The 25,120-nt window shown below is 37.9% G+C and carries 45 protein-coding genes; 8 read left to right on the plus strand and 37 right to left on the minus strand.

Annotated features, from left to right (window positions below; translation table 11 throughout):
- Position 1: 1 nt before the first annotated feature.
- The 37 genes from AB6M99_RS06130 to AB6M99_RS06310 form a co-directional block, all read right to left on the minus strand.
- Positions 2 to 253, minus strand: a complete 252-nt coding sequence (locus tag AB6M99_RS06130; RefSeq protein ID WP_369350399.1) for a hypothetical protein — start codon at positions 251 to 253, stop codon at positions 2 to 4.
- A gap of 13 nt (positions 254 to 266) precedes the next feature.
- Positions 267 to 1,139, minus strand: coding sequence for a hypothetical protein (locus AB6M99_RS06135; RefSeq protein ID WP_369350400.1), 873 nt, complete (start codon positions 1,137 to 1,139; stop codon positions 267 to 269).
- Between the two features lie 13 nt (positions 1,140 to 1,152).
- The gene (locus AB6M99_RS06140) at positions 1,153 to 1,743 is read right to left on the minus strand and encodes a hypothetical protein (protein ID WP_369350401.1); all 591 of its coding nucleotides are present in this window, start codon (positions 1,741 to 1,743) and stop codon (positions 1,153 to 1,155) included.
- On the minus strand, positions 1,743 to 1,964 hold the full coding sequence (locus AB6M99_RS06145) for a hypothetical protein (RefSeq protein ID WP_369350402.1): 222 nt from the start codon (positions 1,962 to 1,964) through the stop codon (positions 1,743 to 1,745). Before AB6M99_RS06145 ends, AB6M99_RS06140 begins: the two co-directional genes overlap by 1 nt.
- Positions 1,965 to 2,053: 89 nt before the next feature.
- A complete protein-coding gene (locus tag AB6M99_RS06150) occupies positions 2,054 to 2,266 on the minus strand; it encodes a hypothetical protein (protein WP_369350403.1) in 213 nt (70 codons plus the stop codon).
- 11 nt (positions 2,267 to 2,277) lie between these two features.
- Positions 2,278 to 2,529: a DUF6275 family protein gene (locus tag AB6M99_RS06155; RefSeq protein WP_369350404.1), complete on the minus strand. Its 252-nt coding sequence runs from the start codon at positions 2,527 to 2,529 to the stop codon at positions 2,278 to 2,280.
- 10 nt (positions 2,530 to 2,539) lie between these two features.
- On the minus strand, positions 2,540 to 2,815 hold the full coding sequence (locus AB6M99_RS06160; RefSeq protein ID WP_369350405.1) for a hypothetical protein: 276 nt from the start codon (positions 2,813 to 2,815) through the stop codon (positions 2,540 to 2,542).
- A 177-nt stretch (positions 2,816 to 2,992) separates the two neighbouring features.
- Positions 2,993 to 3,214, minus strand: coding sequence for a CPCC family cysteine-rich protein (locus tag AB6M99_RS06165; protein WP_369350406.1), 222 nt, complete (start codon positions 3,212 to 3,214; stop codon positions 2,993 to 2,995).
- Complete coding sequence (locus AB6M99_RS06170; RefSeq protein WP_369350407.1) at positions 3,180 to 4,790, minus strand: phage minor capsid protein; 1,611 nt, start codon at positions 4,788 to 4,790, stop codon at positions 3,180 to 3,182. Before AB6M99_RS06170 ends, AB6M99_RS06165 begins: the two co-directional genes overlap by 35 nt.
- Positions 4,790 to 6,289 (minus strand): phage portal protein, encoded by a 1,500-nt coding sequence (locus tag AB6M99_RS06175; protein ID WP_369350409.1) that lies wholly within the window; start codon positions 6,287 to 6,289, stop codon positions 4,790 to 4,792. Before AB6M99_RS06175 ends, AB6M99_RS06170 begins: the two co-directional genes overlap by 1 nt.
- A gap of 9 nt (positions 6,290 to 6,298) precedes the next feature.
- A complete protein-coding gene (locus tag AB6M99_RS06180) occupies positions 6,299 to 7,588 on the minus strand; it encodes a PBSX family phage terminase large subunit (RefSeq protein ID WP_369350410.1) in 1,290 nt (429 codons plus the stop codon).
- A gap of 2 nt (positions 7,589 to 7,590) precedes the next feature.
- Positions 7,591 to 8,289 (minus strand): phage terminase small subunit, encoded by a 699-nt coding sequence (gene terS, locus AB6M99_RS06185; RefSeq protein WP_369350411.1) that lies wholly within the window; start codon positions 8,287 to 8,289, stop codon positions 7,591 to 7,593.
- A gap of 124 nt (positions 8,290 to 8,413) precedes the next feature.
- The gene (locus tag AB6M99_RS06190; RefSeq protein ID WP_369350412.1) at positions 8,414 to 8,848 is read right to left on the minus strand and encodes a DUF1492 domain-containing protein; all 435 of its coding nucleotides are present in this window, start codon (positions 8,846 to 8,848) and stop codon (positions 8,414 to 8,416) included.
- A gap of 386 nt (positions 8,849 to 9,234) precedes the next feature.
- A complete protein-coding gene (locus AB6M99_RS06195) occupies positions 9,235 to 9,450 on the minus strand; it encodes a hypothetical protein (RefSeq protein WP_369350413.1) in 216 nt (71 codons plus the stop codon).
- Between the two features lie 9 nt (positions 9,451 to 9,459).
- Entirely contained in the window at positions 9,460 to 9,669 is a 210-nt protein-coding gene (locus tag AB6M99_RS06200) for a hypothetical protein (protein WP_369350414.1), read from the minus strand.
- Complete coding sequence (locus AB6M99_RS06205; protein WP_369350416.1) at positions 9,653 to 9,907, minus strand: hypothetical protein; 255 nt, start codon at positions 9,905 to 9,907, stop codon at positions 9,653 to 9,655. Before AB6M99_RS06205 ends, AB6M99_RS06200 begins: the two co-directional genes overlap by 17 nt.
- Positions 9,907 to 10,443 carry a DUF1642 domain-containing protein gene (locus tag AB6M99_RS06210; protein ID WP_369350417.1) on the minus strand — a complete coding sequence of 179 codons (537 nt, stop codon included), beginning with the start codon at positions 10,441 to 10,443 and terminating at the stop codon, positions 9,907 to 9,909. Before AB6M99_RS06210 ends, AB6M99_RS06205 begins: the two co-directional genes overlap by 1 nt.
- Positions 10,436 to 10,750, minus strand: a complete 315-nt coding sequence (locus AB6M99_RS06215; protein ID WP_369351203.1) for a DUF1372 family protein — start codon at positions 10,748 to 10,750, stop codon at positions 10,436 to 10,438. The genes AB6M99_RS06210 and AB6M99_RS06215 overlap by 8 nt, the downstream gene beginning before the upstream one ends.
- Positions 10,751 to 10,838: 88 nt before the next feature.
- Entirely contained in the window at positions 10,839 to 11,225 is a 387-nt protein-coding gene (locus AB6M99_RS06220; RefSeq protein ID WP_369350418.1) for a hypothetical protein, read from the minus strand.
- Positions 11,222 to 11,377, minus strand: a complete 156-nt coding sequence (locus AB6M99_RS06225) for a hypothetical protein (RefSeq protein ID WP_369350419.1) — start codon at positions 11,375 to 11,377, stop codon at positions 11,222 to 11,224. The genes AB6M99_RS06220 and AB6M99_RS06225 overlap by 4 nt, the downstream gene beginning before the upstream one ends.
- A 2-nt stretch (positions 11,378 to 11,379) precedes the next feature.
- Positions 11,380 to 11,505, minus strand: coding sequence for a hypothetical protein (locus tag AB6M99_RS06230; RefSeq protein ID WP_369350420.1), 126 nt, complete (start codon positions 11,503 to 11,505; stop codon positions 11,380 to 11,382).
- 379 nt (positions 11,506 to 11,884) lie between these two features.
- Positions 11,885 to 13,279, minus strand: a complete 1,395-nt coding sequence (locus tag AB6M99_RS06235) for a VapE domain-containing protein (protein ID WP_369350421.1) — start codon at positions 13,277 to 13,279, stop codon at positions 11,885 to 11,887.
- Positions 13,263 to 14,090, minus strand: a complete 828-nt coding sequence (locus AB6M99_RS06240; protein WP_369350422.1) for a bifunctional DNA primase/polymerase — start codon at positions 14,088 to 14,090, stop codon at positions 13,263 to 13,265. Before AB6M99_RS06240 ends, AB6M99_RS06235 begins: the two co-directional genes overlap by 17 nt.
- Before the next feature lie 11 nt (positions 14,091 to 14,101).
- Positions 14,102 to 14,497, minus strand: coding sequence for a single-stranded DNA-binding protein (gene ssb / locus AB6M99_RS06245; protein ID WP_369350423.1), 396 nt, complete (start codon positions 14,495 to 14,497; stop codon positions 14,102 to 14,104).
- Entirely contained in the window at positions 14,490 to 14,681 is a 192-nt protein-coding gene (locus tag AB6M99_RS06250; RefSeq protein WP_369350424.1) for a hypothetical protein, read from the minus strand. The genes ssb and AB6M99_RS06250 overlap by 8 nt, the downstream gene beginning before the upstream one ends.
- Positions 14,682 to 14,684: 3 nt before the next feature.
- On the minus strand, positions 14,685 to 15,395 hold the full coding sequence (locus AB6M99_RS06255) for an ERF family protein (RefSeq protein WP_369350425.1): 711 nt from the start codon (positions 15,393 to 15,395) through the stop codon (positions 14,685 to 14,687).
- A gap of 153 nt (positions 15,396 to 15,548) precedes the next feature.
- Positions 15,549 to 15,728 carry a hypothetical protein gene (locus AB6M99_RS06260; RefSeq protein WP_369350426.1) on the minus strand — a complete coding sequence of 60 codons (180 nt, stop codon included), beginning with the start codon at positions 15,726 to 15,728 and terminating at the stop codon, positions 15,549 to 15,551.
- A gap of 12 nt (positions 15,729 to 15,740) precedes the next feature.
- Positions 15,741 to 16,916, minus strand: a complete 1,176-nt coding sequence (locus AB6M99_RS06265; protein WP_369350427.1) for a DEAD/DEAH box helicase family protein — start codon at positions 16,914 to 16,916, stop codon at positions 15,741 to 15,743.
- Complete coding sequence (locus AB6M99_RS06270) at positions 16,885 to 17,349, minus strand: hypothetical protein (protein ID WP_369350428.1); 465 nt, start codon at positions 17,347 to 17,349, stop codon at positions 16,885 to 16,887. The genes AB6M99_RS06265 and AB6M99_RS06270 overlap by 32 nt, the downstream gene beginning before the upstream one ends.
- Complete coding sequence (locus tag AB6M99_RS06275; RefSeq protein WP_369350429.1) at positions 17,346 to 17,828, minus strand: siphovirus Gp157 family protein; 483 nt, start codon at positions 17,826 to 17,828, stop codon at positions 17,346 to 17,348. The genes AB6M99_RS06270 and AB6M99_RS06275 overlap by 4 nt, the downstream gene beginning before the upstream one ends.
- Positions 17,828 to 18,160: a hypothetical protein gene (locus tag AB6M99_RS06280; protein ID WP_369350430.1), complete on the minus strand. Its 333-nt coding sequence runs from the start codon at positions 18,158 to 18,160 to the stop codon at positions 17,828 to 17,830. Before AB6M99_RS06280 ends, AB6M99_RS06275 begins: the two co-directional genes overlap by 1 nt.
- 26 nt (positions 18,161 to 18,186) lie before the next feature.
- Positions 18,187 to 18,432 (minus strand): hypothetical protein, encoded by a 246-nt coding sequence (locus AB6M99_RS06285; protein ID WP_369350431.1) that lies wholly within the window; start codon positions 18,430 to 18,432, stop codon positions 18,187 to 18,189.
- Positions 18,419 to 18,592, minus strand: a complete 174-nt coding sequence (locus tag AB6M99_RS06290; protein ID WP_369350432.1) for a hypothetical protein — start codon at positions 18,590 to 18,592, stop codon at positions 18,419 to 18,421. Before AB6M99_RS06290 ends, AB6M99_RS06285 begins: the two co-directional genes overlap by 14 nt.
- On the minus strand, positions 18,589 to 18,732 hold the full coding sequence (locus AB6M99_RS06295) for a hypothetical protein (protein ID WP_369350433.1): 144 nt from the start codon (positions 18,730 to 18,732) through the stop codon (positions 18,589 to 18,591). Before AB6M99_RS06295 ends, AB6M99_RS06290 begins: the two co-directional genes overlap by 4 nt.
- Before the next feature lie 160 nt (positions 18,733 to 18,892).
- On the minus strand, positions 18,893 to 19,159 hold the full coding sequence (locus AB6M99_RS06300; RefSeq protein ID WP_369350434.1) for a helix-turn-helix domain-containing protein: 267 nt from the start codon (positions 19,157 to 19,159) through the stop codon (positions 18,893 to 18,895).
- Between the two features lie 78 nt (positions 19,160 to 19,237).
- Entirely contained in the window at positions 19,238 to 19,453 is a 216-nt protein-coding gene (locus AB6M99_RS06305) for a transcriptional regulator (RefSeq protein WP_369350435.1), read from the minus strand.
- A complete protein-coding gene (locus AB6M99_RS06310; protein WP_027974611.1) occupies positions 19,450 to 19,647 on the minus strand; it encodes a helix-turn-helix transcriptional regulator in 198 nt (65 codons plus the stop codon). Before AB6M99_RS06310 ends, AB6M99_RS06305 begins: the two co-directional genes overlap by 4 nt.
- Positions 19,648 to 19,837: 190 nt before the next feature.
- Here AB6M99_RS06310 and AB6M99_RS06315 point away from each other — a divergent pair, with 190 nt between their 5' ends.
- From AB6M99_RS06315 to AB6M99_RS06350, 8 genes are all read left to right on the plus strand, one after another.
- A complete protein-coding gene (locus AB6M99_RS06315; RefSeq protein WP_169361579.1) occupies positions 19,838 to 19,981 on the plus strand; it encodes a hypothetical protein in 144 nt (47 codons plus the stop codon).
- A gap of 859 nt (positions 19,982 to 20,840) precedes the next feature.
- A complete protein-coding gene (locus AB6M99_RS06320; protein WP_369350436.1) occupies positions 20,841 to 21,203 on the plus strand; it encodes a helix-turn-helix domain-containing protein in 363 nt (120 codons plus the stop codon).
- Between the two features lie 23 nt (positions 21,204 to 21,226).
- Complete coding sequence (locus tag AB6M99_RS06325; protein WP_369350438.1) at positions 21,227 to 21,607, plus strand: ImmA/IrrE family metallo-endopeptidase; 381 nt, start codon at positions 21,227 to 21,229, stop codon at positions 21,605 to 21,607.
- Between the two features lie 3 nt (positions 21,608 to 21,610).
- The gene (locus AB6M99_RS06330) at positions 21,611 to 22,336 is read left to right on the plus strand and encodes a hypothetical protein (protein ID WP_369350439.1); all 726 of its coding nucleotides are present in this window, start codon (positions 21,611 to 21,613) and stop codon (positions 22,334 to 22,336) included.
- Between the two features lie 65 nt (positions 22,337 to 22,401).
- A complete protein-coding gene (locus AB6M99_RS06335) occupies positions 22,402 to 22,950 on the plus strand; it encodes a hypothetical protein (protein WP_369350440.1) in 549 nt (182 codons plus the stop codon).
- A 64-nt stretch (positions 22,951 to 23,014) separates the two neighbouring features.
- A complete protein-coding gene (locus AB6M99_RS06340; protein ID WP_369350441.1) occupies positions 23,015 to 23,437 on the plus strand; it encodes a hypothetical protein in 423 nt (140 codons plus the stop codon).
- 3 nt (positions 23,438 to 23,440) lie between these two features.
- Positions 23,441 to 23,854, plus strand: a complete 414-nt coding sequence (locus tag AB6M99_RS06345; RefSeq protein WP_369350442.1) for a hypothetical protein — start codon at positions 23,441 to 23,443, stop codon at positions 23,852 to 23,854.
- Between the two features lie 129 nt (positions 23,855 to 23,983).
- Positions 23,984 to 25,102 (plus strand): tyrosine-type recombinase/integrase, encoded by a 1,119-nt coding sequence (locus AB6M99_RS06350; RefSeq protein ID WP_369350443.1) that lies wholly within the window; start codon positions 23,984 to 23,986, stop codon positions 25,100 to 25,102.
- The last annotated feature ends 18 nt before the right edge of the window (positions 25,103 to 25,120 follow it).

The following is a 25,120-nucleotide window of genomic DNA, read 5'->3' on the forward strand; positions in this document are numbered from 1 at the left end:
CCTACTCACCTCCCTCCTGATGTTCCTTGATAAAAGCTAAGACGTCTTCTTTTTTCTTAACATCATCAGGAATTACAATACCTGCATTTTCAGCATAAACTTTCAATTCATCAAGCTTCATTTTATTGATATCAGTTTCCTTTGATTCAATAGATTCAACGACTTCTTCGAAGCCACGTGCAATCAATTCCGCTTCAAGCGTACTGCCTTCTTGTACAGTATAGACTTGATTTCCTTTTTCGTAAGTTTTCATATTTCAACCCCTATTAACTAGTTTTATGTGACACATAGATACCGTCTTTTTTCTGTTCCATGACAAAGAGATCATGATACAGACGGTTTTGATAAAGCCAGCCATCGCCTTGGCCGACTTGTCCAGGAGCGAAAAGATACACTGAATTAAATTTAACTTTGGCTACAACAGCTGGTTTAGCAACAATCAAGAAGTTGATAGATTTAGTTCCTGATGTTGGTTTAAAGCCATCGCTAAAGTCAAACTTAGTTTTAAATCGTGTATCATCCCAAGCTTCAACAAGTTTGATGCCATCCAAAGACGTCACACGAGTATCGATGTCATTTGTTTGAGTAACAGTGATATTGCGCGTAAAATCTTCTGCACGTTCCAATGCGTCCATAACTTCGCTTGACACATAGATAATAATATTGTTTGCACCATATTTACGAATTGGTAAGATAGCCGCTTTTAGCTTATCAACAACATTTGATTTGCTGATGTCATCTTCTGTAGCAAATTTACCATTAGTGATTGCTGCTGTTGCAAGTTTAGAGATACGATAGGCATCCAGCTCTGGAGTTGCGTGTTCTGTGATGAAATTTTTTGAAATGTTCGCAGCAGAAAGAGCTTGGTTTGTTTCATCAACATCCGCTTTATCTGCATAGAATTCAATGTCTCGGTCAAATTCAAGTGTATATACTTTATGATCATTAGACATTGTTCCTGAATTGATCCCTTTGTCACGCGTATGTGGTTTATATCCACCCGTTGACAAAGTCGTAACCTTGAAAGATTTGGCTCCTAACCACTCTACTCTAGGTGTTTCCAACTCTGCTGTAATAGAGCCTTGCACCAATCGTTGGTCAAATTCATTTTGATATTTTTCGACATAGTTAATCGTCATTTATTTTTCTCCTTTATTTAAGTCCTAGTGCCTTCGCAAAGGCATCTTCTGCTGTTTCCGTTTGACTCTGAGTTTGAGTCACAAAGTTAGGTTTATCAGCTACATTGGCATCACCTCCTTTGAAATGAGGATATTTCTCAAGCACAGTAGTAATCGCTGCATTGATGTCTGTTTTTTCGTTGACCAAGCTGTTAGCCAAAGTAATAACATCAGAGGTATTTTCTGCAGGTACTCCCAAATGAGCAGCTGCCAACTGAGCTTGTAAGCTAGCAATCGTAGCGTCACGCTCAGCAAGCGAATTATTAGCTACAGTTAGACTATCTTGAATTTTTTGTAATTCTGTTTTCTGTCCTTCCTGGTATTCGTTCCAAGAGGCTAGATTTGCTTTAGCATCTTCTACCGAAGTAACTCCAAGTTGCCCTAAAAGTTCGCTGATTGCTTGACTTTTAATAGCCTCAGTATCAACCGAATCCACTTGTTGTTGTGATGCTGCCTGTTCAACTTGTCCAGACTCGACGTTAGTATCACTAGTGCCCTCAGCACCTCCACCTGCTCCAGTATCCGGTGCCAGTTTAAACAAACGATATTTTAATCCATGTAGCATTATTCTTCCTCCTTATGTTTTGACTGCGGTAATTCTTCATCTTCTGGTTCCACTAAGACGTGCAGAACCTCTGACTTAGCAAAAGCATGATTTTCTACACATAAAAAAGCCAGCTCTTTATCAGATAGCTGACCTTGAATCGCTTGATTAGCTTGTGTAGCAGTAATAGGTGTTGTTACTTCGATATCTCCGCCTCGTGTTTGTACGATAATAACAGCCATTTTAGACCTCTTTCTTTTTGATTTTTGCCTAGTTTAAAGCCATGCGGCAGGGCAAACAGAAAACCGTATGGAATTCCATACGGTTAGAATTAAAGAGTTACATTTTCAAATAATGCTCTAGCTTCTAAAATACCCAGGTATTGATTCATGATTTCCTCTTGCTCTTTCAGCAATTCAAGTGGACAATCTGGCACAAAATCTAGTTGCCCTGCTTCATATTTCACATTCATAGCATGTAATTTATCGCGTTTTTCTTTTAGTTCGCGATATTCATTTACAAATCGTTCTTGATGTGGTTTCATTTTGATTCCTCCTAATCTTTGATAGCTCGATTTGATACTTTGGCATAAATATCAACGTAGGTTTCTGCTTTATCGCCGTTGTGAGTAACTTCTGCATAGTCTCCACACTTATCATCAGACTTAATCTGATTGGTGCTGACTAATGCTTTCCAGTTTTGCAATGTCTTACTAAACCACACTACATAGCAATCTTCTGGGTTGATTTCTCGACCCGAAAGACGTGTGAATTCTTGCGATGCTAATAATTTTGCTTTATCTAACATATTTTCCTCCTTATTTACGGCCAAATAGGCCTTTTTTCTTGTTTTTCCTAAATTCAACAATCGCCTCATCTAAATCAACTCGCATTGATTTATTGTCAGCTTCTAAAACATCAAAGCGTGCGTTAGTTGCTTGTGCGTTGCGTTCGTTGATGTTTTTTAATTCTTCAATAAGACTATTCTGCCTGCTTACAGCTTCTGTGAGTAAAGTATTGCTAGCCATTAATTGCGCTACTACACTTTCAAGTCTCTCAACACGAGACCATTTCTTTTTAATGCGTTTGTTCATGAGTTTCTCCTAAAAATTTATTTTTTAATTTGAACGAGTAAATCATACTCAGATTTAGGTATAGTTACCATCATTGGACTTAGCTCTTTAAATCCAGTAAATTCGCCATTATTTATCTGATATTTCATTTTTTCCTCCATTTTTGGGTACAAAAAAAGCACTATAACAGTGCTTATATTATTGGTCTTTAAAAAAATTGCGCAAGGGTTCGCCGTTTGCCCAACGACGTTGCGCCTCGGCAAGTGTAATGTAATTTGGACCACCGTCAATATTTGTCTCACCGGTGTTCTGCCATTTACAAGTATCACAAATATCGTAAACCTCGGTCAAAGTTCCACAAACAGGACAATGGACGTATTCTAAATCATTTAAGATTATCAAATTCTCTTTTCCGGTCATTGTCAAAATAATCAACTCCTTCCGTTGGTCTAAGCATAGTCGTAATAGTACCTTGTTTAACGCGCCCTAAAGCAAAAATGTTATTCTCTAAGTCATATCTAACGCGTCTTGAATCTGTATCATAACCTAAAACAATATCAGTTATAGGTCTAGACAATAAGTCCGCAGCCTTCTTCTGATATTGTTCACCAGTCAATCCTGGAAACTCTTTTAAGTGACTAGCAACATGACCTTCAAAAGATTTTTTAGTAGGAAATTCCGCTTTAGACCACTTTACATAGTCCTTATAATCCCGAACTAAATCCTCGTATATCTTGCCACCATTATAACGCATATCGTAATAGGTTTCAAGATTTTTAGGGGCTACTTCGGGAATAGCTTTCTTGATTGCTCGATACTCTTCTCTGATTTTCAGATTGTCTTTGACAATGGCTTTTTTCTCGTCGTCAGACAAAATAGTATTTAGCGGTTTCTCACGGTCATATCGTCTCGTTCTACCCGTCTGAGCAGTAAACTGACGTAATTCCTGCCACTTGTTTTCTAAGCGCTGTGAAGCTAATTTAGCCCCTTCCTTGTCCTTTGCAGCAGTTAGAATTGCCCGTTCACGTTTCAGCTGCCTAACTTCCCTTTCTAGTTTCCGTTGGGCCTGTGACTCTGCATAGGCTTTATCATTTTCAGATTTGCTGTAAGGAAAAAAGGTTTGCTTACTCATGCCTGGCACGTAAGGATATTTATGATGACCACAATTGACACCAAATAAGCCAGCAGCTTCGCCGTAAGAAGTCTCCGAAAAGTGCGGATATTTCTCTAGTGGGTCATCTCCGATACCATCGTAGTATATCCGGCCTTGATACGGAGCACACCTTGGACGTGCACCAGCATGGCTAGATACCTCAATATAATCAACACCATATTCACGCCTGCGCTCATCCTCCATAGCATTAGAGATATTAGAGTTCATTGTCCGAGTGATCATATTGAGATAAGTCTCTGTTGACCACTGGGCACCATTTTTAGCTCTAAAGACCGTTAAGCCTTTTTGTCCTGCATTTTTAAGAGCGTCATGCATAGCAACTTGCGGAGTCTTGATACCTGTAGAGACATAAGCAACAACTTGATTGACTGTATCTAAAAAAGTATCTTGACCAGACTGCAACATTGTTGTATTGACAAGATTTAGTGTGTCCTCAGCTTGGTTGATGTAAGTATTTAAAACTCGCAACAACCTCATGCTGTTGTCTGTAGCAGGTGGATTGAGCTTAATCAACCCTTTAGAGTAAGCCTCTTTAAAAAAATCCTCATACCGTCCTGCAGACGTATAGCCTGCCTCAGTCAGCATCTCAACCATACGTTCACGACTCACACGAGCACTTTTACGCATGATTTCAATGTGCTCTTTTCGTAGCTCCCCGATTTCCAGCAATTGCCTAACTTGCCAATCCATGATATCACCAGCTACCATCTCATCATAGTGCTTTGCGAATCTGCGTCCTATCGACATTAACAATTCACGCTCGACGTCAGAATAAAGCTCTATCAAATCAAAGGATAGCTGAATATGAGTATCATAATCCACTAAGCATCACCACCTAGGCCAAATAGATCAACCGCCGTATCGCTTGGAGTTTGACTTTCTTCACGGATGGCCTCAATTTCTGAGTTTGCATCCTCTTCTGACAGCTTAAACAATTTCATTATGGCTTTTTTCTTACTAATCAGTCCAGCTCCTACAAGCGCTATATAGTATTGAGCATCTTGTGTTCTATCCTGCGCAATAGAGTCGTCAAACGTTACAGTTACATCATACTTACTCTCGCCCTCGATAAAACCATAAAGATCCCCAAAATCAACGATAATCGCAACAAGATTTTTCAATGCTGCTTCTACCATCGTTTCGTGAGATTGCTTTGTGCGGAATGTCTTAGAATTTTCAGAGATGACTTCTGTAGCAGTTTTAACTCCCGACGCACCATCAAAACTAAAAGAACCAGGACTAAAACCAATCTGCATGCTTAGCAAGTTTAGCAGGGCGTTAATCGCTGCGATATGTTCATCAACTCGCAATTCAACACTGATATCTTTGATATCTTGAATTCTGCTGTCCTCTCCAGTATGGAAAGCCTCGTACGTTTCGTCTGTTGCGTCAAAATAACGATGAAAATTCCCTTCGCTATCTACAACTGTTCGGATGGCGGAAGCTGGAACCAATATCCGTTTACGGCCAAGCCTAAATTCACGTTCAAAACTATCGTAGGCAATATCAATCGCTCGCAAAGTGTCAAACGCATTGTGATAGATTGAAATCCCAAGCGGACTTGATAAATCAATGTTGTTTGCCGAATTTGGTTTGAGGTAAACAAATAACGGTCTTGATAGTTTTTCGATGACAACTCGTGATTTTAAATCCGGATAAATCTCTGTAATTGGTACACGAATGCCAACATCATCATTTGACTTATCGGTTCTAAACAATTCGTGAGCTACTACATACAACTCACCTTCCCAAGTATGCCATTCCAAATGCGTGTACTTGTATTTCCCACGATACTGTGTGTCAACAAATACTGCCTCGCTAATCCCAGCATTATCCCACGAAATGGGAATAAAGCTATCAGCTTGTACAAAATTGAGACCAATGCTTCCATCCTTTTTGAGATAGGCTTTGATTGCCATACCTCCCAAGGCGAAACTATACTCCAGGAAGCGCTGAAACTCCTGAGTAAAATTGTTTTTCTCTAGCGTGTCAGTGATGAGAGTTGTCAAGCTTTCATTTTTAGAGCCAACATTGATTTCACATTTTTCATTAAAAATTAATGTGGCAAGTTCCGACGTCACAACTTTGGGCATATTCAAAGTTAAACGCTTCTTCTTTTTACGGCCATCCAAGATAGATTTCTCGTAGTAGTCGTGTATTTTATCGTGATAGCCTTGATACAGTTCTTTCCAAACTTGAATGCTATCATAATGCTTATCAGAGAGTTCAATTTCACGATGCAAACTCAAATCTTTTAAGCCTTTTATCAATCCCATTTTTTGCATCACCCCTTTTATTTTAGTCCAGAGGTTTCTAAACATGACTACCTCCTATTTTATTTTGTATCGTCCCACAAAGACATTGACTGAGTACCTAAACTCATCCATTGCGTGGTTGTTTGCGTCAATCGGTTTACCTTTATCATCACGGCTATAAAGCCCTAACTCTTTCAAAAAATGATAATGATCATATTCCTCTTCTTTATGATTTACCAGGTAAAAATCACCATCTGAAATCAAAGTCTGACCACGCTCTATCCCAACTTCGATGCCTTTTGCTTTACTGGAAACATCATGGGCGTTGTTTGGTGCTCCAGTTGTCAGAACACCAATAGCATGTAATTCCTCCCTCAACGCCTTACACGCAGGGTCAATAAAGACATCCGAGTACCGAAGTTGGTATTTTTTAACACACCAATCCATAAAAGCCTTGAGCTCTCTTGCGTATGTTGACATAGCTTTGACTTGACCTGTATCAGCACCACTGTGGTAGTAATGAGCAACACGGTTGAGGTGGAATTTAACCTTACCATCCTCTCGAACCCTAGTAACGATATTACAAGCCATTGACGTTGCATCAGATTGACCACCGTCGCCTGTGAAATACATTTCGATTGGTTCACCTATGAGCGTCTCCTTGATATTTTTATCCATGTCAAATAACCCATAAATAACACCTTGTGGCATTACACGTTGACCAAGAACGTCACGCTTATAAAGATATGGATTCTTTTTCAGTCCATTAATGATAGATTGCTTGCGCTTCTCACTAAGAATCGGATTGTCATCCATGGTCCAATGTGTCCAACGTGTGTTTTGCACGTCAAAAACATCTTTAATGACTGGATGTTGCGGAGCTGGAGGGTTAAGGTCTGCTAAATGATAACGGAGCTTAGCTGCCCAGGTACGCCGAAAAGCTTCTTGGATGAAATCCATGTGTAATAGATTAATCTCACAAAAGACGACTGAACCCAGAGACATACCGGTAATGGCACCAACTGAGTTAACCTTTCCACCACCTTTGTAATACACACGCTTATCACCTTTAGGAGTATGAATAAGCAGATGATCACCACGTTCGTCATGTTTTATTTGACAATTGCCGTCAAAAATGTGCATTAGACCTGTCCCGTCACCGTCAATAAATAGACGGTAAGCTTGTTCTTGGTTGTACGCAGCAATAAGATGATTTTCGTCCTCACATTCTATCAAATACCTTGCATATCGAAAGTGACCAGCAGTTGTTTTTCCGCTACGAGGTGTCCCTTCATTGACTTCTAACTCAAAATTAAAAGGACGCCTGATAATGTCCTTTTGTTTCTTCGAAAAAGTAATCTTCAAGGCTAATCATCCCCTTTCAAAGCATCCAATAGAGCTTCCATAAGTGTTGTATCTGATTGAGAACCTTTTTCTGATTCCAGTTTTACCTTCAACAATTCTATACGTGTACGTTGCTCATCAGTTACCAAGTCTGACCTCGTCATTTCATCGTAAGTCTTAATCATGTTTTTAAGCTCTGCCTGTGTCCTTGCTATTGCAGCTAAAGCTTTTCCCTGCTTATCCCATGCCGTGTGATGTTCATAACCTAAGCCGCCTTTACCCTCGCTTGTGACAAAGGTATTGCTATCCTTAACATCTTCTACAAATAAAATACGCTGAGCGTGCAGTAGATTAGCATAGGTCAGCGTGATATTTTCCCAGAGTATGTCTATAGGCTGTTTTTCTGACAGTTCTTGAGCTATCTCATAAACCTCTTGCGGTAGATACTTAGCAAACAGTCCATGTTTGAGGGCGTTAGTATTGCCTACGGTTGCACCTTTACTATTCTTATTCCCCTTTGGAGCTCCCCGTGTTCGTTTGGTAGTACTACTTTTATTTTTTGTAGTACTACATTCGTTCCATTTGTCTCTTAACTTCCAAACTGAGATAGTTTTTTCAGGCACGCCCAACATCTCACCAAGCTTGCGGTTAGTGATGTTTCCGTTATTTTGCTTGTAAATTTCAAAAGCTTTATCTCGGTTTGGGTCTCGTGCTCTGCCCAACCTTGCACCTCCTATTTGTTCGTTTTGAAAATCAAAAAAGGCAAGACACTTTGTAGGCGCCTTACCCTTATTTCTTGATACTACCATTCTAGCAGATTTTCAGAACCGTGCGTTTCAACTTAGTTCACTTTAGTTCACTTTTGTCAATTACAGCACCTAATTCACGAATTGCATCTTTCTTTTTCTTGTAAAAAGTCGTTTTGCTACATTGCAAGAAGTCAATTATATCGTAAACGCTAGCCTTTTGAATATATACCATTCTAAGAATTGTTCTACTCGTCGGCTTTGGCATCTTATCAATAAGTTTACTCAGCTCTATTCTACGTCTAATAACTTCTTCAGTAGCTTCTTTCATATATTCTTTTAACGCATCCTGCATGCTAAAGATATCAATATACCTTTCATCTAGTTGAACACGCTGACCTCCTTGGACTTTGTTCACGTTCATTTTAGGGCTAGAAAGTAAACTAGCTTCATGATTAGCAAGTTCATCAATTCGATTCTGTATTTCTTCATCTAAATTTTGTAGTTCATCAAGCAATTCCTTAGCCTTGTTCACTCTCTGTCTCCTTTGTGATATAATAGTTTTGTGTTAATTATTGCTGAGGCAGAGAGTGCCTTGGCTTTTTTTGTTGTCCCGAGGCAACAGCGGGACGGTGTATTATTTTTAGGATTCCTTTCTTTTTTGTTTTTTTTTGCGCTACCTTGGATAATCACGACCAGCCTATCAATCGCTTTAGATTTGTTAATATTAAAGGTTTAAGAGTGTTTCCTCGTTTCTAATTTTAAAATATTATTTAGGCTGTAATGACTCGATAGACTTATTCAATCTATCAAGCCTGTAGCCCTACCCTAAAGCTACGTGATACTACTTAACGTGAACTTTCTTTTTAAATTTTTAGGGTAGTGATACCTGCCAGACTTTTGACAGTCTGGTAGGTTGGTTTATTTGCGCTCTATTTTATAAAAAGCATTATGCTTGCCATAATCGATAGTCCAAATATTGCCTACGCTCCAAATGCGATAATACGGACTGGCATGTGTATCTCTTGATTTTATGTGTTCCGAAACTGCTTTTTGGGCTTCTTCAAAAGATTTATAACGACCTACAACTTTTTTTGTTTTCCCGTTGATTTTCCAGCTCACTTTAAATTTTGTCATTCTTAACCTCTAAAATCTGGGTGCTTTAGTAGTTCTGGATTCTCGTAGATGCGATTTTCGCATAAACTCTACTTCATCAAAAGTAAACTCCATTTCGTGTGGGATTTCATTTTCTTCAAAAGCAACCTTACAGCGTACATATTTATCTTCATAGTCAATAAAAACTACATCCGCAACCTTTTTATATTTCTTTATAAAAACCCTAATCTTTGGAACCATTGCTTACCTCCTTTGGTAACTCTGGCAATGACATCCAGTAAAGACCTAGAGCATCGCTATTCATGAGATTGGCTCCATCTGTATCGCTATACCATTCATCTAACCAAATAGTGACGCCATCGCTTACCAATACCATTTCTTCGCTATCTGGTACTGGTTCAGACCAAATTTCATCTGTACCAAAATATTGTTTTTCTTCTTCGTCTGTTTTCCGCAGTGCAAATTTATTCCATTTCATCACTCTTCCTCCACAGGCTTAGCCCACTTCCACGCCCAGTCAAAATCTTGCTTGATTTCTGATTCTGTTAACATTGATTGTACTTCACTACTCCAATCAGGACTATCAGAATGAGTGATTCTTACCCCTTCTTCTTCCCTTTGTAGGAATGTAAATTTCCAAAAACGATTGTTAGGGTCAGGTATCTCAACCGTATACAGCTTCTCTTGCTCGACCTCGTAGCCGTCAAGCCAAGCTCTAGCAAAGGTATTTTGATTGCTGTCTACCCACAAAGACACATCGTTTTTTCTTTGGCCGAGCAAGAAATATGCAGTATATAATGTATCAATATCGCTTTTATTATCCTTAATCCACTCCGCCACAATTTTTGGAATTACGACCTTTTGCGGTTTTGGCAAAACATTTTTTGGATATACAGCAGTCAATTCTGGATTTTCTCCAAAAAAGTTAATTAGCAATCTTCCATCATGTTTGACACCTTCACACTTACCTTCAACAATAACATATTGTCCTGTTTTGAAATTTTTGTTATTCATTTTCCCCTCCTGGCACTCGATTACTCTCCATCCCTCTCTGCTTCAAATAGTCTGGTATCTCGTCGCCAACCTCGATAGCCTCGTACTGCTCTTGTGTAACCAAAAACTTTCCATAAGCACCAGCTTCGACCGTGTACCTTCCCTCAATGATTTCCTTATCTGTGATTGTTCCGACCATCACAGCGCCTGCGTTGTCAGTTTGGTAGATGATTTGCTTCGGCTCCTCTGCTTTTTTAGCAAGTTCCATCCCATAATACCTTGACCATAAGATTATCCCAAACAATGCCAACGTTGCTAACAATGGCATTTTTTTACTGCAATGATTATAAAGTTCAACCCCCAGGTAAAGGACTAACAACATTGCTAATACTGACACAATCAAAATATAGTCATAACTACTCATTATTAGTCACCGTGAATGGTACTGCACTCTCCGGCATGTACTCAATTTCATATTTGTACTTATCAACTTTGGTTTTACCAAGGTCTTCGACAATGAACATATTTTCATCAGCAATCTCTACAATGTGCTTCCGATAACTGTCTTCGCCAACCTGCATGATAATATCAATTGTGTCCTCATCATAATCAACAGATAACAGACCTTCTGCAGTAAACTCAATCTTATCTGTCCGAATGTTGATAATTGTCACTTTACGACGCACATTAAAACTATCAGCTTCTTTACTAACGTTATAGGATACGCGATCTTTTTCTCTACATGCAGCTAAAGTCACAACACTTGCTAATACCATTAATCCTGCAATAAGTTTTTTCTTCATTTTATTTCCTCCATTTTTACACTGTACAGCCTCTTACCTCTATACTTACGTTCCAGGTCGGCCATACATTTAGTAGCATCACCTTCTTTTTCAAAATAATGTGTTTCATCAATTTCCATGTGATCAAATATCACACTTACTGTCCAAGTCATAACTACTCCTTACTTGCTTCATTTTTAATATCTTTGATAATATACCCTGCAGTCTTATGACTGATTTTAGGGTAATATTTTTGAAAAATTCCTTCTAATTTTTCAATAGAAATTTTAACTTTTTCCACTTGTATATCCTCTCTTTTTTATTCACAATTTTGCATATTTTATAAAACGTAACAACGTAACATCACTTATCCAACTTTACTATTTATAAAAAATAAGAATCGCATAATATCAACGTTTACAGCACTTGCTATTTTTACTTATTAAAGTTTTTATATAAATGATGTTACATAGAGATTAGACACCTTACAAACCCAATCATATCAAGGGGTTAGGGGTGTAACATCACTTTTTTTAGAAAACGACTAAAAACACGACCTAAACCATTGATACTACTGACTTTTTGGGGTGTAACATCATTGATGTTACACCTTTCTAAAATTTAGCCTTTTTTTACATAAATCCGGCTAATGTGTAACATCATTTTTTGAGGATGTAACATCACTCTTTTTGCATATTTTTTCTAAAATATCCCCGAGTTGGCTTCCCATTAATACGCTTCAATTTGTATTCCCAGTCGGTGTTGTTATCCATAATCAATTTAATTTTACGAGCCAATTTGTCACCTTTAGCCACATCAATATCAAACACATTTTTCAAAATCTGTTTAGCAGATACACTTGATTGAAGTTTGACACCATCGTAGATAAAACCACTCTCATTTCTGTAATTACTGTTATTAAAGTAAGCCCAGGTGTATTGATGTTGCTGCACGACCGAAAATTCTTCCCATTCTTCAGGGACAAGCATTTCAAGATAGTCATAAACTTGCGATTCTGCTTCGTCTTTATAAGTGAATCGCTCTTTGTAAATTGCTAACTCATCTTCGAAATCATCATCAAAAGTAAGCGTAAAACCTTTTTTGTAAATCGAAACTGCTTCTCCCCAAAGTTGGAGCACATCATTATCCGTCATGTCAAACGGTTTGACAAACTGCTGGTCTGCATCCACCAGCACGGGCAAAAAGCGCCGCTCGCCGGTTTTATCTCCTAGATACTCAATCTTATTGCTAGTTCTTGCGATGACAAAGTTTTTTGGAAATTTCTCCGCACGTCGGCCATAGGATCTACGGAAAGTTAGGTCCGTCTTAGTCACAAAGGCTTTAAGCTCGTCAAAGGTCGTTTTTCTTGATGCTACCATTTCGTCATCATTGACAATCAAAGATTTCAACATAATCTCATAATTGTCTTTATCCATGAAATCCTTAGCAGAATCCGTGTACCAGTCCACCGCAATCTTTTGAAGGAAGGTCGTCTTACCTGCACCTTGCCCACCAACTAGGTCCAACGTATAGTCAAATTTAACCCATGGATTAAAAACCTTTGAAACTGCACCAACAAAGAACATCACGGCAATTTTTTGAACAAAGATACTATCCTCAGCACCCAACCACGTTTGAAAAACTTGCGAAAGTCTCTCTTTATGATCCCATGATTCATAAGCATTCTCCATATACTCCTTGACAGGGTTATAGGTGTGTTCTGCAAAAAACGCTTCTATGCCATCTCGTAGTGCACCTGCTTTGAAGACTGTCTTAAAATGATTTTCCAGATAGACACTCAAGTAGGATTCAAAAGCGGATGGCAACTGCCCACGTCGTAACTGAATAGCATCCAGTTTGACATCATCGACAATCTCATGCTCTCCAGTAAACTCATTATGTCTAAGGAAGTCGTTTAACTTGCTATCACTCTTCATGGCCAATAGCACATTTCTAGGACTATCTGCCACAATAGATTCAATCTCAATCTGTTCGCCTTCTTCGTTTAGAACTTTTTTCTTCCGACGTGAAAACTGCTTGATTGAAATATTAACAATGTCACCTATTATGGCCACCCCCCCTCATGTGTTTTTTAATCATAGAATCAACTGTACGCCTTAGTTCTTTTTTGCTCAGTGGTTCTATCGAATTGTTATTAGCTGTCTCTGCAAGAGTTAAGACACAATTTGGATTTACTGAACGACTCAGTAGTCCTCCGACAAATTTAGCAAGTGTGTCATTTCGACTCCCTTCGTCTCCAAACCCTAAGACAATCATTTCGAATAACTCTGTTGTCCGATTACGTTTTCCTGAACCTTTACTAATTTGGTAGTAGATATTGTCTAAATCACTTCCTGGGTTCTTCTTGTTATACTCTTTCTTAATGGCCATAACTAACTTCCTGCTAGCTGTGACCATGGTGCCACCTTCTTTGGACTTTTCCTTGTCCCAGCTATAAACACCTTTGGGAGTTTTTGACGGTGCTACCAGCACATAGTTGTTCGGATGCGCTTTGATATCCACACCAGGTAGAAAACCAATCATTTGCGACATAGAAACATCAGGATGTTTGAAGTAAAAGATATGCTTACCTCCGCTGGCAGTTTTTGCTTGTAGCGTAGGAGTAATCAAATTTAGATGTTCCCAGTTGGCCAAACTATCAAATCCGTTGTGTTTGCCATGTAAATCAATATCAATCACAAAAAACTTGTCAGTTCTCACAGCTATGTTACTATCCGGATATTGATTCCAGTAATCTTCAATCTCTTGGGCTGTCATAGCTGGCTTATCTGCAAATTTTATGGCTGATTGCTTTCCGTTAGGCACTATGGGAATTACGGAAAATCCAGCTTTTTGATATTTTAGAGCGTATTCTTTCATCCCCATTTAGCACCTCCTTAGAATGGTAAATCATCATCCTTAATATCAGCAGGACTGCTATTTCCAAACGCACCTTCTTGGTTGCCTTGCTGATTACGACTTTCCAAGAGTTGGAAACTTTCTGCGACAACCTCTGTCACATAGACACGTTGCCCTTGTTGATTCTCATAGTTTCGTGTTTGAATGCGACCAGTAATGCCAATCAAAGCACCTTTTTTAGCCCAGTTCGCTAAGTTCTCTGCTGACTGCCGCCAAATCACACAGTTGATGAAGTCTGCTTCACGCTCCCCGGCATCATTTTTAAAAGTGCGGTTCACAGCAAGAGTAAACGTAGCAACAGCTACATTTGAGGGTGTGTAACGAAGTTCTGCATCACGGGTCATACGCCCCACAAGTACGACATTGTTAATCATTATCTTCTCCTTTCTCAACTGTGATATTAAAATTCATTCCATTTAGTTGAATTGGGATAATCACTCCATCTTTAGAATCGTCGGTTAATAAATCAAATAATTCCTCCATGATTTGCTTACCAATTTGTAGCTGAGTTCCGACCAGGGCTGCTCGATTATTAATTTCAATTTCTTCTGATTTCATTATCTACTCAATTCCTTTCGCTTTTTTAGCATCTGCAATAATCTGTTGCGCTTCCTTCAAACGATCGGCAGGGATGTTCTCAGGTTTATCAACACCCATCTTACCGATGAACCAATTACCGATTGCAGCAGCTGGGCTTCCTGTAGCTTCTGCCATATTTTTAAGCTCCGTTCGGATAGCTTTGGCTTGTGCTCCTGTAATAGTTTTAGATCCATTGCTTTTAGCTGGAGCTTTCGCTGTAGACTCTTGCTGACTCGCCTGTTTTTGACTAGTCTTTTGAGCTTTACTAGTAGCTTGATTATTCTGATTGTGATAGGCATCTGTATCAGCATCTTTGTTATCGTCAATCATAAACAATCCGTTCAATGCATACTTACGCGCATAGCTGGATGCAGCTCCTGTGATCTGACTACCGTCCATCCCTTTCTTATTCTCATCTTCACGCGCATAAGCTTTAGTACCAATACTTTCCCCTAATGCGTAAAGTGTTGCCGTAGCTTCAACATAGTAGCGTTCGCCGATTTGAACGACCTCATCTTGTAGGATAAGTGTTGCATCATGCTCTTGTAAAATTGGTTTTAACGCCTCCAAAATATCTTCTGCACTACGATAAGCATAATTCCCGAAGGAATTATATTGCCCTTTTGGAGCAACTAATTTGCCTTGAATACTTTGTAGTGTCACAAAGATAGGAGACTGTGTTCTATTTACCATAGCCCTCCCCTTACTTCAATAAAGCTTCCAAAAAATCTTCGAAACTAGGACCTTTATGTTCTTGATTTATAATTTCCGGTACATCAGCACCACTTGGATAAGTCAACGTGTATTCTGCTTGAACTCGCACAATCTCTGATTCAGATAATTTTGCTAGCAATTTAACGTCCACTTTTTTTTGAGATAGGCAGAATAAGGAATAACCTTAGCAAATCTGATATCATTGACAAAAGTATAATTAAGTTTTAAATACCCGTCTCCTGTTTCAATTTTTTGAAGGAAATTCCCAGTTTTACGATTTCTCAATACGATAAAGTCTTCAGTAAGTTTCATGTTATTTGCTCCTTAAAAATAAAATTCAATGACACGCACGTCGTGTTGTTGACGGCTGCCAGTTACTCGCCATAATAATTGGCGATAATCATCATAATCTCCGTCAGATGGACTGACTGGATCCAATACTACAATTGTTTTAAAACGGTGTTGTAAGCCATCCACACCCACTCCCAAAACTTGGCTAGTAGCAACCACATTGGTCTGCTCCAGAGAGTCTTTCTTATCTCCAGTCCAGATTCCAATTTCCGGATGCCGTTGCTTAATAACTTCTACGATTTGCTTTGATTTGCTGACTATCAACATTTCTGTATGACTAGCTAGCAATAAGTCAAGCTGGAGTAGCATAGGTGTATCCGCATTGATCGCTTTTAATTTTGGAAAGTCAATCTCAAATCCTGTTTGAATCAGATACCGCTCAAAAGTCTTACGACCAAATGTTTGTTTTGCCATAGCAAACTTGCCATCTTTCCCGACTATATTTAGATTTCTAAACTGTTCCAGTTCTTTCTGATTGGCAGGCAGGCACCAGACTGGCTCAAAGATGACCTCGAAGCCGTTGTTTTCCTCTGCCTCTTCGATAGCCTCAACATCTTCCCAGCGGAAGAAATTTGGTAGATTGGCCACGTAGCTTTCATAATCTCGGAAGTCATCCCATTCTTGTTTAGAATAGCTGAATTTTGAGTATTTCATTTTCCCATGTGCCAGTTGCCAATTTTCTTTTTGGTTTGGCTCAGCCATCCCAAAAATTGTCTTTTCCAACGGATAGAAATTCTGACCTTTCTTCCTTATAGGCGTTGCAGATAAACCAACTGTATAGTCACGTTTGACCTTATTATATGCTTTCACGTTGGCGTCGCTCGACATGTTCTGCCATTCATCGATGACAAATACATCACACTCAATAGATTCACCATTTGCTAATCTGTTCTGCAATCTGCGGTCGGTCATGATTTCTAATTCAAAATCATTTACATAGCCTAGTTTTTGATGAGTGTCGTTCCAACCATTTAGGATAGCTAATCGATTATTGATAACCAATACTTTCTTTGCTCCCTTATGCTTTGCAATTTCAAATGCACAGATGGTTTTCCCACGTCCCCCATACGCTTCCAAGAAGAGACCTGGGCAGTCACGTTCACTACGTTTGACAGCCTCAGCTTGCCATTTGCGTAATTCGATTGCCAATGTCCACAATCACCTCCTCGACATCATTCCGTTGAGCCCAGAATAGTCCTAACCTTGCCGCTGCTCTTACATCGTTATGGTGGCTCTTTTCAAAGGACCACAACCCAAGAGCTTTTAGTAAGTCGTTTGGTATATCCGTCTGATATCCTGCATTGCGCTGTAGCACTAAATCTGGATAGCACAATTCGATTGCTCCAATAGTTTCCACAACTGAATTATCCCTGGAATAATCATTGTCCCTAACTTCGAATTTCTCGACCACCACAGTGTCGAAATCAAGAGTACGTCCCACTTCTTTAAACCATTTTTTGAAATTCTCAGCACCAAATGGAACCACCCAATAATCAACCAGCTTGGCATTGTCCAGCAAGACAATCCCTGTTGTACTAGTTTCAATGCGATTACTGCTGGGATCAATTGCTAGGATTCTCATTTAATCACCAACTTTTCTGTACGAATAAGCTCAGCGCCTTTGATTTTCTTACCGGACTTAAGCAGTTCTTTTAATGTTGTTTTGTCCGGAGCGACTGTAACCTTTTTACTGAAGTATTTTTTAGGCAATAACTCTTCATCGACTTTTACTGACTCAGGATTTTGCCTAATTTGTACCGTAAAGATTCCTGACTTAATTTCAGTTTGATTGGTCAATTTCATAGCATCAAAGACATTGCCTTGTAACCAAGCCGCTTTTTTCTTAGCAGCTTCTTTTTTAACCTTGAATTTCTTTTCAGCCTCTTCAAACATCTTAGCTTCAGCAAGTGCTGTTTCAATAACCTGGGCATAGCCTTCAACCTTTTCTGACAATCTGTCTGCCCAGTCGATACTGTCCAACGTGTCTTTTAAAGTGTCATCATCTAGGTTCAAATCGTATAGATCCCGGTATTCTCCAACAAGTTCGTATAATTTAGCCATTATTTCGTTACCTCTTTCATGAGTTTATTAGCTTCTTTGATAAGCAATCGCATGGTATTGCTATCTGTTTCTTTTTCTGCTGCTCTTGTCAGCATATCCACCCATTCCCGTCTAGTATCATTCTTCCAATCTACTAGGTCAGCTAGGGCTTCTGTTGCTCCAAAATAAGCTGAGTAGTCCAATGATTTATCTTCGAGGCGGACACATCTGCCTGCCTTGATGTCTTTAGCTACATTAGTCCTAACGTTGCCGTTTGTTGTTTTGATAGCTTCTGCCACCTCATCGTAGCTGGCAGTGGGATTTTCCTTATTGGATATCTTTAAAATAATCATGTTGCTCATTAGTCAAAAATGTTCGTTTAGCCATTTAAAAATCCTAAATTGACAGCATGAGCTTCTTTATGTCCAGTGTCATATGTGGCAGCCAATTTTTGAGCATCAAGTACAAGTCTACCGTTAGCAACAATCTTATCTGCAACCGTAGAAATAGCTTTCGAACGCTCAATTTCTTGTTCTAGTTCCTCTGCAGTTAGTTCTTCATCACCAAGCCGTTCCAATGCCATGAAGAGATGGTCATTAAGGTCTGATAATTTATTCTTTGTCATTATTCAATACCTTTCTAATTTCCATCTGATCAACTTCATCTAGCTCTGCAATACACTTTTCCAGTGTTGCAGGCAAGATAAAGCCTTTTTCGATAACCACATCCAGTAAGTTCGCTTTAGCAACAATACTAAAGTAATGCTCCTGCATTTCCTTGCTCATTTGATACCTCCATTTTGCAATACCAAATTGATAGAATCTACAATAGTTTGTAGTCTGTGATTTTCGCTTTGTAATTTATTGACTTGATCACGTAATTTGATATATTCCCCTACTGGAACCTCTACAACGTATTCGTTCATCGTACAACTCCTGTTTTGATTTTGATAAGGTTTAATAACCCGTGTAAATTTTTCCATTCCTCGTGACTTAGAATTGTGTATGAGCTGTCGATATGACTGCTGATAGTTTCAAATGCTTTTTGTACTTTTTTCTTTTTATTAAACATTGTTTTACCCTTTCTTAAACTACAAGATGATTTTCTATAAATTCATCCAGTTCCGATTTCTTTATTCGTTTAGTACCATCAATCTGATAAAGATTGAGTCCTTCTTTTATCCATCTTCGAATAGTATTCTCACTCACACAAGCATGGTAGGCTGCCTTGCTAATAGATAACCATCCTCTACCATCAGATTCTCGTTCCAAGAACTCAGTAAATGATTCTTTGAACTGATCCTTAACCACCATTCTGATTCCTGTTTCAAATTCTTCACTTAGGATGTTCATTTTGATCTCCAAACTGTGATATAATGTATGTAGTTTATTTTGTTAAGCGCATGTTCCCGCATGTGCTTTTTTTGTATTTCAATTCACCTCAAACTCTTCCCAAGGTTCGCGGATACCAAGCAATTTTGATACACGAATTTTTAAGTCCACACTGCCTTTTCCTGTTTTTAATAGGTCAGTGATAGTTCCTTGGCTTCTAAGCCCCACTGCTTGAGTTAAGTCAGCTTTTGTCCAGTTTTTCTCGACAAGTCTCTGCTCAACAAGAGCGACCCACTTTTGATGTTGTTGGCTCATATAATCTCCTTTCTGAATTCGTCTAGGCTGACATCCAAAGCGTCAGCAATTTTGACAACAGTGTCAAAATATAATCTTTTTGTTCGTCCTGCTTTAAGCGCAATCAAAACATTCTGTCCGATACCAGCCTTCTTACTGACTGCGTACATAGTTGTATCTTTCTCAGTAATTAATTGCTCAATTTTATTCCACATTTTATCTGCCCCTTTCCATAAAACACAATATATTGTGTTTTAAAAAGTTATCCACAACTATATATTGACAAAACACTATATTCTAGTTACAATATAACTATGACAAATCAGTTCAAAATTTGAAGAATCCTACCGCTTCAAACCTCCTTATGAATTGAATAGTCAAATAAAAAATAGGAAGGAGATATGTATGGTTAAAAATTCAAAACAAACATCACGCAGTGTTGCAACTAAAGCAAGTAAAGCCCTTCGTGATGGTCGTTCATCATCAAGAACCAAATCTATTGCTGGTTCTGCTTTGTCACAAGCTAAACCAAAATCATCTAAGAAGTAGAATGATGTAGTTTGTGCTTAATATGTAACTCTTTCCGTTTTCGATAACTTCGACAAAATTGTCATCAGGAAAGAGTTTTTTTATTTCATCTGAAATATTTCTTACTTCACAATTGTAAAATGTAAGTCCTTCATCCATAGTCACTACTTTCGTGAAAATCATCTCCCCCTCCTCTCTTCAAAATAAAAACGCTCCTATCGAACTGATAGAAACGTGGTATAATATTGATTGGCACTAACGATACGCCTTGGAAAAGGAGGTATTGACCATGTGCGAACTCTTCAAAATAGCGCTTGTCGCAGCCATTGAATGGCTGGTACATCGTTGGTTAGACGATTACTTCGATAAGTAGCTCACACGGTTAGTGTCTCTAACCCAGAAAAAAAGCCCCTAGGTTGCTGGAACAACTTAGGGGCTTTCTGTTTGACACTAATGTGCAAACTCCTCAATTCCCCTAAATTATACGATAAATTTTCTTAAAAGTCAAAAGATAGTATCAAATTTTTCTGCAATAGACTTCAATGCGTCTAAAACTTCATAAGAAAGTATCATAACCACGTTTCTATTCAGTTGTCAAAGAACAAAGCGAATTTTTTTGCGAATTATTTTATCTTTTTGATTGACTTTTTTTAACTCATTAGTTAAAATCAAGATATAAGAAAATCACTAACAAAAACCATTGATAACACTAATCGTTCAAGTCGCCAAACTTATTTTTTTAGTTTTATCTTCGCTTTTTGTTTCGCTTATTATTTCGCTTTACATTTTATATTTTAATCCATTCGATAAAAATAGTCAAGTGTATTTTATCGAAAAAGTTAAAATATTTTTCGTAATGCTTAGAAAGGTTGATAAATCAATGTTTTCGACATTCGAAAAAATCAAAGAACTTTGCAAGAAGCAAGGTATTTCATTGAATACGTTAGAAGAAAAGCTTAACTATCCAAGAAATACGCTTTATAGATATAAAACTCAAACCCCTAGTTCCGAACGTGTTGCAGAAATCGCCGACTACTTCAACGTCTCGACAGATTACCTGCTAGGACGGACGGACAATCCAAACATCGCTAGAGACACCTACGTCACCCCATCTGGAAAAGAGATGGATTTAGCCCAACTTGCCGATGGTGTCATGCTCTTTGACGGCAAACCATTGACAGAAGAAGAAAAGATTACTATCCAAGGTATCATCAAAGGCTACCTTGATAGCCGAAAAGGTTAATTTATATAAAAGGACTGATATATTTGACAGATAAAGAATTACTTGAAACTTTTCAAGTTGAACTTTGTATCTTTCATGGTGATTTAATTGAACGAGACGGCTTCTATGAGCCTGAGTTTAGAGTTGTCTATATCAATAGCTTACTAGACGAAAAAGAGCGCCACAGAGTCCTATTACACGAATTAGGACACATGACGCACAATCCGGTAAATTACCAAAGATTACTCGTTAAATACGAAAACGAAGCAGACCGCTTCATGGTTAGAACACTTCTTGAAGAAGAGTTAGCCCAATACGACATCGTTGATTTCAATTGGTTACAATTCGCTCAGCGCCACAAAATCTCGACTACCTGGGGCGAATCAATGATACAAGAAGAATTTAGGAAAATAGTAGGAATTTAATACATGGGATTATTTAATTTTTTATTTGGAGAAAAGAAAAAGACAACCCCTTCGGTCACGTTTAAATCTTCAGTTAATAGTGACTATGATTATTACACCGAGCGCTATTATAAATTATTAGAACAACGCCCCAATATATTTGAAATTTGGGGAAGGGATTATAATTTCCCAAAATATAATGACAGTTATAAAACAGCGGAAAAGTATAAATTAAGAGAACTTCTACTTCTAGTTTGGTGGGGAAAAACCAAAAATGGCCGCAAGTCGTCTATAACTATACCTAAATACTTCTTTTTAAATTATAATCTGAACGCCGAAAAATTAACTCGCCAATTTAAAGAAGAAGGGTGGTTAGTAGATAAAGACGATAAAACTGTACTGACTGTACAAGGTGAAAAAATTTACAAAAAATATATTGGCTTATGGGAGATCCACTCTTATAAAAGAATTCCACTTTGCTTAGATATTGATTTTCCAAATTGGGATAAAGAAAAATTTGATATTTTAGTTTATAAAAATGATATAAAGTATCATAAAGAAAATATAAAATATTGTGATAAAATGATTAAATATCTTAATTCTCTGAATGCTCCCTCAAGCGCTAAAAGTATTTATGATGATATAAATTACTATTTGAATGATAAAAATAGTAGCGTAGCATCAGTGAATGATTTACAAGAAAAACTTGATATTATTTTAGAAAGAAAACAAGACTTTATTTCAAATTAATCCGAAACCATTGCCGACAAAGCGATGATACAAGAAGATTTTAGAAAAAAGTGAGGATGTAAGAAATGGATTTTAATAAACTCAAAGATTTCGCCAAAACTGCCGTTAATAAGACAGTTGATGGTGTAAATAAAGCTAATGACTTACGTAAAAAAGCAAGTCAGGAAGTGAAACTAACACTACCAGCTTCCAATAGTCTCACTAGTGCTACTACAATTCGTAAAACTATTGATGGACAATATTATCTTGGGTTTTACAGCGAAGAACCTACTGAGCTTTTTGAATATGCTGGGTTTGAATACGCCGGTTCCACAATCACTGAAAAGACAACAACAAAAGGAACAACTACCCAAAAAGGGCGTGCAGGAAGTGTGCTTGGTGGTGCAGCTTTAGGTACCTTGATTGCACCTGGAGTAGGAACCCTAGTTGGTGGAATGGCTGGTGGTTCACGCAAGAAAAAAGCGAAAATTGACACTAGTTCAATTACAACTACTCACGAAAAGCCCGGCAAGGCGACAATTATCTTGCGCGATGTAAATACTGGAGTACTAAAAACCATTACAACAAAATTAACCCAAGCTGAAGCTAATAACGTACAAAATTTCTTTAGCTAAACAAAAAAATCCCCACACTCTGCCCCCAAGCTGTTTAGACGTAAATTGACGTAAAGGAGAAATTATGGTTAGTATACCTATGAAACCAAACCCATTTCGAGAAAAAATGACCTCAATAAAAATTGTAAATCAAACAACCTCACAACTTTTAAGCACTGTTAGTAATTTTGACTTCTATCCTGGTTCAGTTTCTCTAATAGCTTTCGTAGACTTCTTTAATCTGAAACCAGAAACAAATTATATTATGTCCGTCACCGTTCATTTTCCTGATAGCACACATTATCCAGTACATGCTACTAGAGTAAATATACCTAGAGAAGAGTTTATTTCAATGAGTGATGGATACGGTAAAGCAACTGGAAATTTTGATTTTAATTTTACAATTCAATATCCAAGTGATTTCTTTTTTTACTTTGCATTACTAGATGAAAATGGTGATGAGATTGATCAAGCTTACAGTTATCATTCTTTTGGAAAGTGGGGATGATTCATGCAAGAACCAAAAGATAATTTTAAGTCTGACCCAAAACCAAAAATAACTTCTCTCCATTCTAAAAATGCAAGAAAACCTGATAAAACAATTCATGATATAATAGAACTAGAAAATAATAAGGAGGAATCTATTATGTCACAGGATACCTATACCAAATCAGAGATTGATTTGAAATTTCAAAATCTTGAAACTAAAATTGAAGGTAAATTTGACCAGTTGAGTCAAAAGATTGATTTTAGTGTTCAGCATATCCTATCTGAAACTAAAAATATGCTACTAGAGCAACAAGTAAAAGAAAAAACTGAGCGTGAAAATGAACGTAAAACCACAAACCGCTGGCTGATTGGAATCGCTATTTCATTAGCTGGTCTGATTGTGTCTGTTATAGTCAATTTCTTTTTAAGAAAATAAAAAAAGCCCTACGCTCAAATTTTGGTCGAGGCGAGCGTAAGGCAAGTCGTATAAGAAATTTATTCAAAAAGCGATTGCTCTTGAATGCTTTTCTTATACCCATTTTATCAAGAAATGAGGTAAAAATCAATGATAGGAAAGTATCAAAAAGGAGATACTACTGCTTATTATTTCAAAGCCTACCACGGTATCGATCCGTTGACAGGCAAAAAGATTATCACCAAGCGACGTGGATTTAAAACAGAACGTGAAGCAAGACTTGCTGAAGCAAAGTGCCTAACTGAATACGAGAAGAAGAACTTTAGAGAAAAGAACACTTCTACCACTTATCGACAAGTATTCGAAATCTGGAAAGAAAATTATAGAAACACTGTTAAGGAATCAAGCTATGTTAGTCAAGTGGATATCGTTAACAGGCTGATATTACCACACTTTGCAGACAAGAAAATCAATAAGATAACTATCCAAATGTGCCAAAAAGTCGTCGGTATCTGGTTTGAAACTTATGTCAATTATTCCAATATCATCGGACTATCTAGCCAAATTTTTGACAGGGCTGTTGCTTTAGGTCTCATTGAAAGTAATCCAATGAAAAAAGTTATCCGACCAAAGAAAAGGCAAAAAATTCTTGAAACTGTTGTTGAAGATGAAGAAGAAAACTTTTACGACAGAGAAGAACTCATGGAATTTTTCAAAGCTGTAGAGAGTTTTAACGATTTTGAAATGCTCATGTACTTTAGATTATTAGCATTTGCAGGTCTCCGTAAGAATGAAAACGGGGCGTTTGATTGGAAAGATTTCCACTTAGACAAAGGCTATGTCAAACTAAGCCATACCTTAGCTAAAGGTGAAGGTGGAAAAATTATTTTACAAGAAGCAAAGACCCCTGAAAGTAAACGAACCATATCACTAGACCCTATTACTATAGAAATGTTACATGAATGGCACAAGTTTAGCACTAAAGGACTTCTGTTCAAAAAAGAAGACGGACAACCTAGAAGTCTTGTACATGCTAACAATCTATTGAATCGTGTTTATCGCAAGTTTCCAGACCTGAAAAGAATCACTCCGCAAGGTTTTAGACACACCCACTGCAGCTTACTATTCGAAGCTGGTGCAACCATCAAAGAAGTACAACAAAGATTAGGTCACAAAGACATCCAAACCACAATGAACGTCTACGCCCATGTCACTAAGTATTCCAAAGATAAGACGGCTGACAAGTTTGCTTCCTATATTGGTTTTTAAAATATGGGTACCACGGTG

The organism is Streptococcus hillyeri (genome assembly GCF_041081565.1).
GTDB lineage: Bacteria > Bacillota > Bacilli > Lactobacillales > Streptococcaceae > Streptococcus > Streptococcus hillyeri.

Excerpts from the sequence above, each read along its gene's own strand:
- AB6M99_RS06205 (WP_369350416.1), bottom strand. The coding sequence starts at position 9,907 with ATGAAATGGAATAAATTTGCACTGCGGAAAACAGACGAAGAAGAAAAA.
- AB6M99_RS06155 (WP_369350404.1), bottom strand. The coding sequence starts at position 2,529 with ATGTTAGATAAAGCAAAATTATTAGCATCGCAAGAATTCACACGTCTT.
- AB6M99_RS06250 (WP_369350424.1), bottom strand. The coding sequence starts at position 14,681 with ATGAAATCAGAAGAAATTGAAATTAATAATCGAGCAGCCCTGGTCGGA.
- AB6M99_RS06350 (WP_369350443.1), top strand. The coding sequence starts at position 23,984 with ATGATAGGAAAGTATCAAAAAGGAGATACTACTGCTTATTATTTCAAA.
- AB6M99_RS06165 (WP_369350406.1), bottom strand. The coding sequence starts at position 3,214 with ATGACCGGAAAAGAGAATTTGATAATCTTAAATGATTTAGAATACGTC.
- AB6M99_RS06280 (WP_369350430.1), bottom strand. The coding sequence starts at position 18,160 with ATGATTATTTTAAAGATATCCAATAAGGAAAATCCCACTGCCAGCTAC.
- AB6M99_RS06275 (WP_369350429.1), bottom strand. The coding sequence starts at position 17,828 with ATGGCTAAATTATACGAACTTGTTGGAGAATACCGGGATCTATACGAT.
- AB6M99_RS06255 (WP_369350425.1), bottom strand. The coding sequence starts at position 15,395 with ATGGTAAATAGAACACAGTCTCCTATCTTTGTGACACTACAAAGTATT.
- AB6M99_RS06215 (WP_369351203.1), bottom strand. The coding sequence starts at position 10,750 with ATGCCATTGTTAGCAACGTTGGCATTGTTTGGGATAATCTTATGGTCA.
- AB6M99_RS06340 (WP_369350441.1), top strand. The coding sequence starts at position 23,015 with ATGGTTAGTATACCTATGAAACCAAACCCATTTCGAGAAAAAATGACC.
- AB6M99_RS06345 (WP_369350442.1), top strand. The coding sequence starts at position 23,441 with ATGCAAGAACCAAAAGATAATTTTAAGTCTGACCCAAAACCAAAAATA.
- AB6M99_RS06160 (WP_369350405.1), bottom strand. The coding sequence starts at position 2,815 with ATGAACAAACGCATTAAAAAGAAATGGTCTCGTGTTGAGAGACTTGAA.
- AB6M99_RS06130 (WP_369350399.1), bottom strand. The coding sequence starts at position 253 with ATGAAAACTTACGAAAAAGGAAATCAAGTCTATACTGTACAAGAAGGC.
- AB6M99_RS06150 (WP_369350403.1), bottom strand. The coding sequence starts at position 2,266 with ATGAAACCACATCAAGAACGATTTGTAAATGAATATCGCGAACTAAAA.
- AB6M99_RS06225 (WP_369350419.1), bottom strand. The coding sequence starts at position 11,377 with ATGACTTGGACAGTAAGTGTGATATTTGATCACATGGAAATTGATGAA.
- AB6M99_RS06240 (WP_369350422.1), bottom strand. The coding sequence starts at position 14,090 with ATGGGGATGAAAGAATACGCTCTAAAATATCAAAAAGCTGGATTTTCC.
- AB6M99_RS06285 (WP_369350431.1), bottom strand. The coding sequence starts at position 18,432 with ATGACAAAGAATAAATTATCAGACCTTAATGACCATCTCTTCATGGCA.
- AB6M99_RS06300 (WP_369350434.1), bottom strand. The coding sequence starts at position 19,159 with ATGAACATCCTAAGTGAAGAATTTGAAACAGGAATCAGAATGGTGGTT.
- AB6M99_RS06290 (WP_369350432.1), bottom strand. The coding sequence starts at position 18,592 with ATGAGCAAGGAAATGCAGGAGCATTACTTTAGTATTGTTGCTAAAGCG.
- AB6M99_RS06145 (WP_369350402.1), bottom strand. The coding sequence starts at position 1,964 with ATGGCTGTTATTATCGTACAAACACGAGGCGGAGATATCGAAGTAACA.
- AB6M99_RS06310 (WP_027974611.1), bottom strand. The coding sequence starts at position 19,647 with ATGTGGAATAAAATTGAGCAATTAATTACTGAGAAAGATACAACTATG.
- AB6M99_RS06210 (WP_369350417.1), bottom strand. The coding sequence starts at position 10,443 with ATGAATAACAAAAATTTCAAAACAGGACAATATGTTATTGTTGAAGGT.
- AB6M99_RS06295 (WP_369350433.1), bottom strand. The coding sequence starts at position 18,732 with ATGAACGAATACGTTGTAGAGGTTCCAGTAGGGGAATATATCAAATTA.
- AB6M99_RS06260 (WP_369350426.1), bottom strand. The coding sequence starts at position 15,728 with ATGAAACTTACTGAAGACTTTATCGTATTGAGAAATCGTAAAACTGGG.
- AB6M99_RS06200 (WP_369350414.1), bottom strand. The coding sequence starts at position 9,669 with ATGGTTCCAAAGATTAGGGTTTTTATAAAGAAATATAAAAAGGTTGCG.
- AB6M99_RS06330 (WP_369350439.1), top strand. The coding sequence starts at position 21,611 with ATGGGATTATTTAATTTTTTATTTGGAGAAAAGAAAAAGACAACCCCT.
- AB6M99_RS06270 (WP_369350428.1), bottom strand. The coding sequence starts at position 17,349 with ATGAGAATCCTAGCAATTGATCCCAGCAGTAATCGCATTGAAACTAGT.
- AB6M99_RS06220 (WP_369350418.1), bottom strand. The coding sequence starts at position 11,225 with ATGAAGAAAAAACTTATTGCAGGATTAATGGTATTAGCAAGTGTTGTG.
- AB6M99_RS06175 (WP_369350409.1), bottom strand. The coding sequence starts at position 6,289 with ATGTTTAGAAACCTCTGGACTAAAATAAAAGGGGTGATGCAAAAAATG.
- AB6M99_RS06305 (WP_369350435.1), bottom strand. The coding sequence starts at position 19,453 with ATGAGCCAACAACATCAAAAGTGGGTCGCTCTTGTTGAGCAGAGACTT.
- AB6M99_RS06335 (WP_369350440.1), top strand. The coding sequence starts at position 22,402 with ATGGATTTTAATAAACTCAAAGATTTCGCCAAAACTGCCGTTAATAAG.
- AB6M99_RS06195 (WP_369350413.1), bottom strand. The coding sequence starts at position 9,450 with ATGACAAAATTTAAAGTGAGCTGGAAAATCAACGGGAAAACAAAAAAA.
- AB6M99_RS06320 (WP_369350436.1), top strand. The coding sequence starts at position 20,841 with ATGTTTTCGACATTCGAAAAAATCAAAGAACTTTGCAAGAAGCAAGGT.
- AB6M99_RS06140 (WP_369350401.1), bottom strand. The coding sequence starts at position 1,743 with ATGCTACATGGATTAAAATATCGTTTGTTTAAACTGGCACCGGATACT.
- AB6M99_RS06315 (WP_169361579.1), top strand. The coding sequence starts at position 19,838 with ATGGTTAAAAATTCAAAACAAACATCACGCAGTGTTGCAACTAAAGCA.
- ssb (WP_369350423.1), bottom strand. The coding sequence starts at position 14,497 with ATGATTAACAATGTCGTACTTGTGGGGCGTATGACCCGTGATGCAGAA.
- AB6M99_RS06135 (WP_369350400.1), bottom strand. The coding sequence starts at position 1,139 with ATGACGATTAACTATGTCGAAAAATATCAAAATGAATTTGACCAACGA.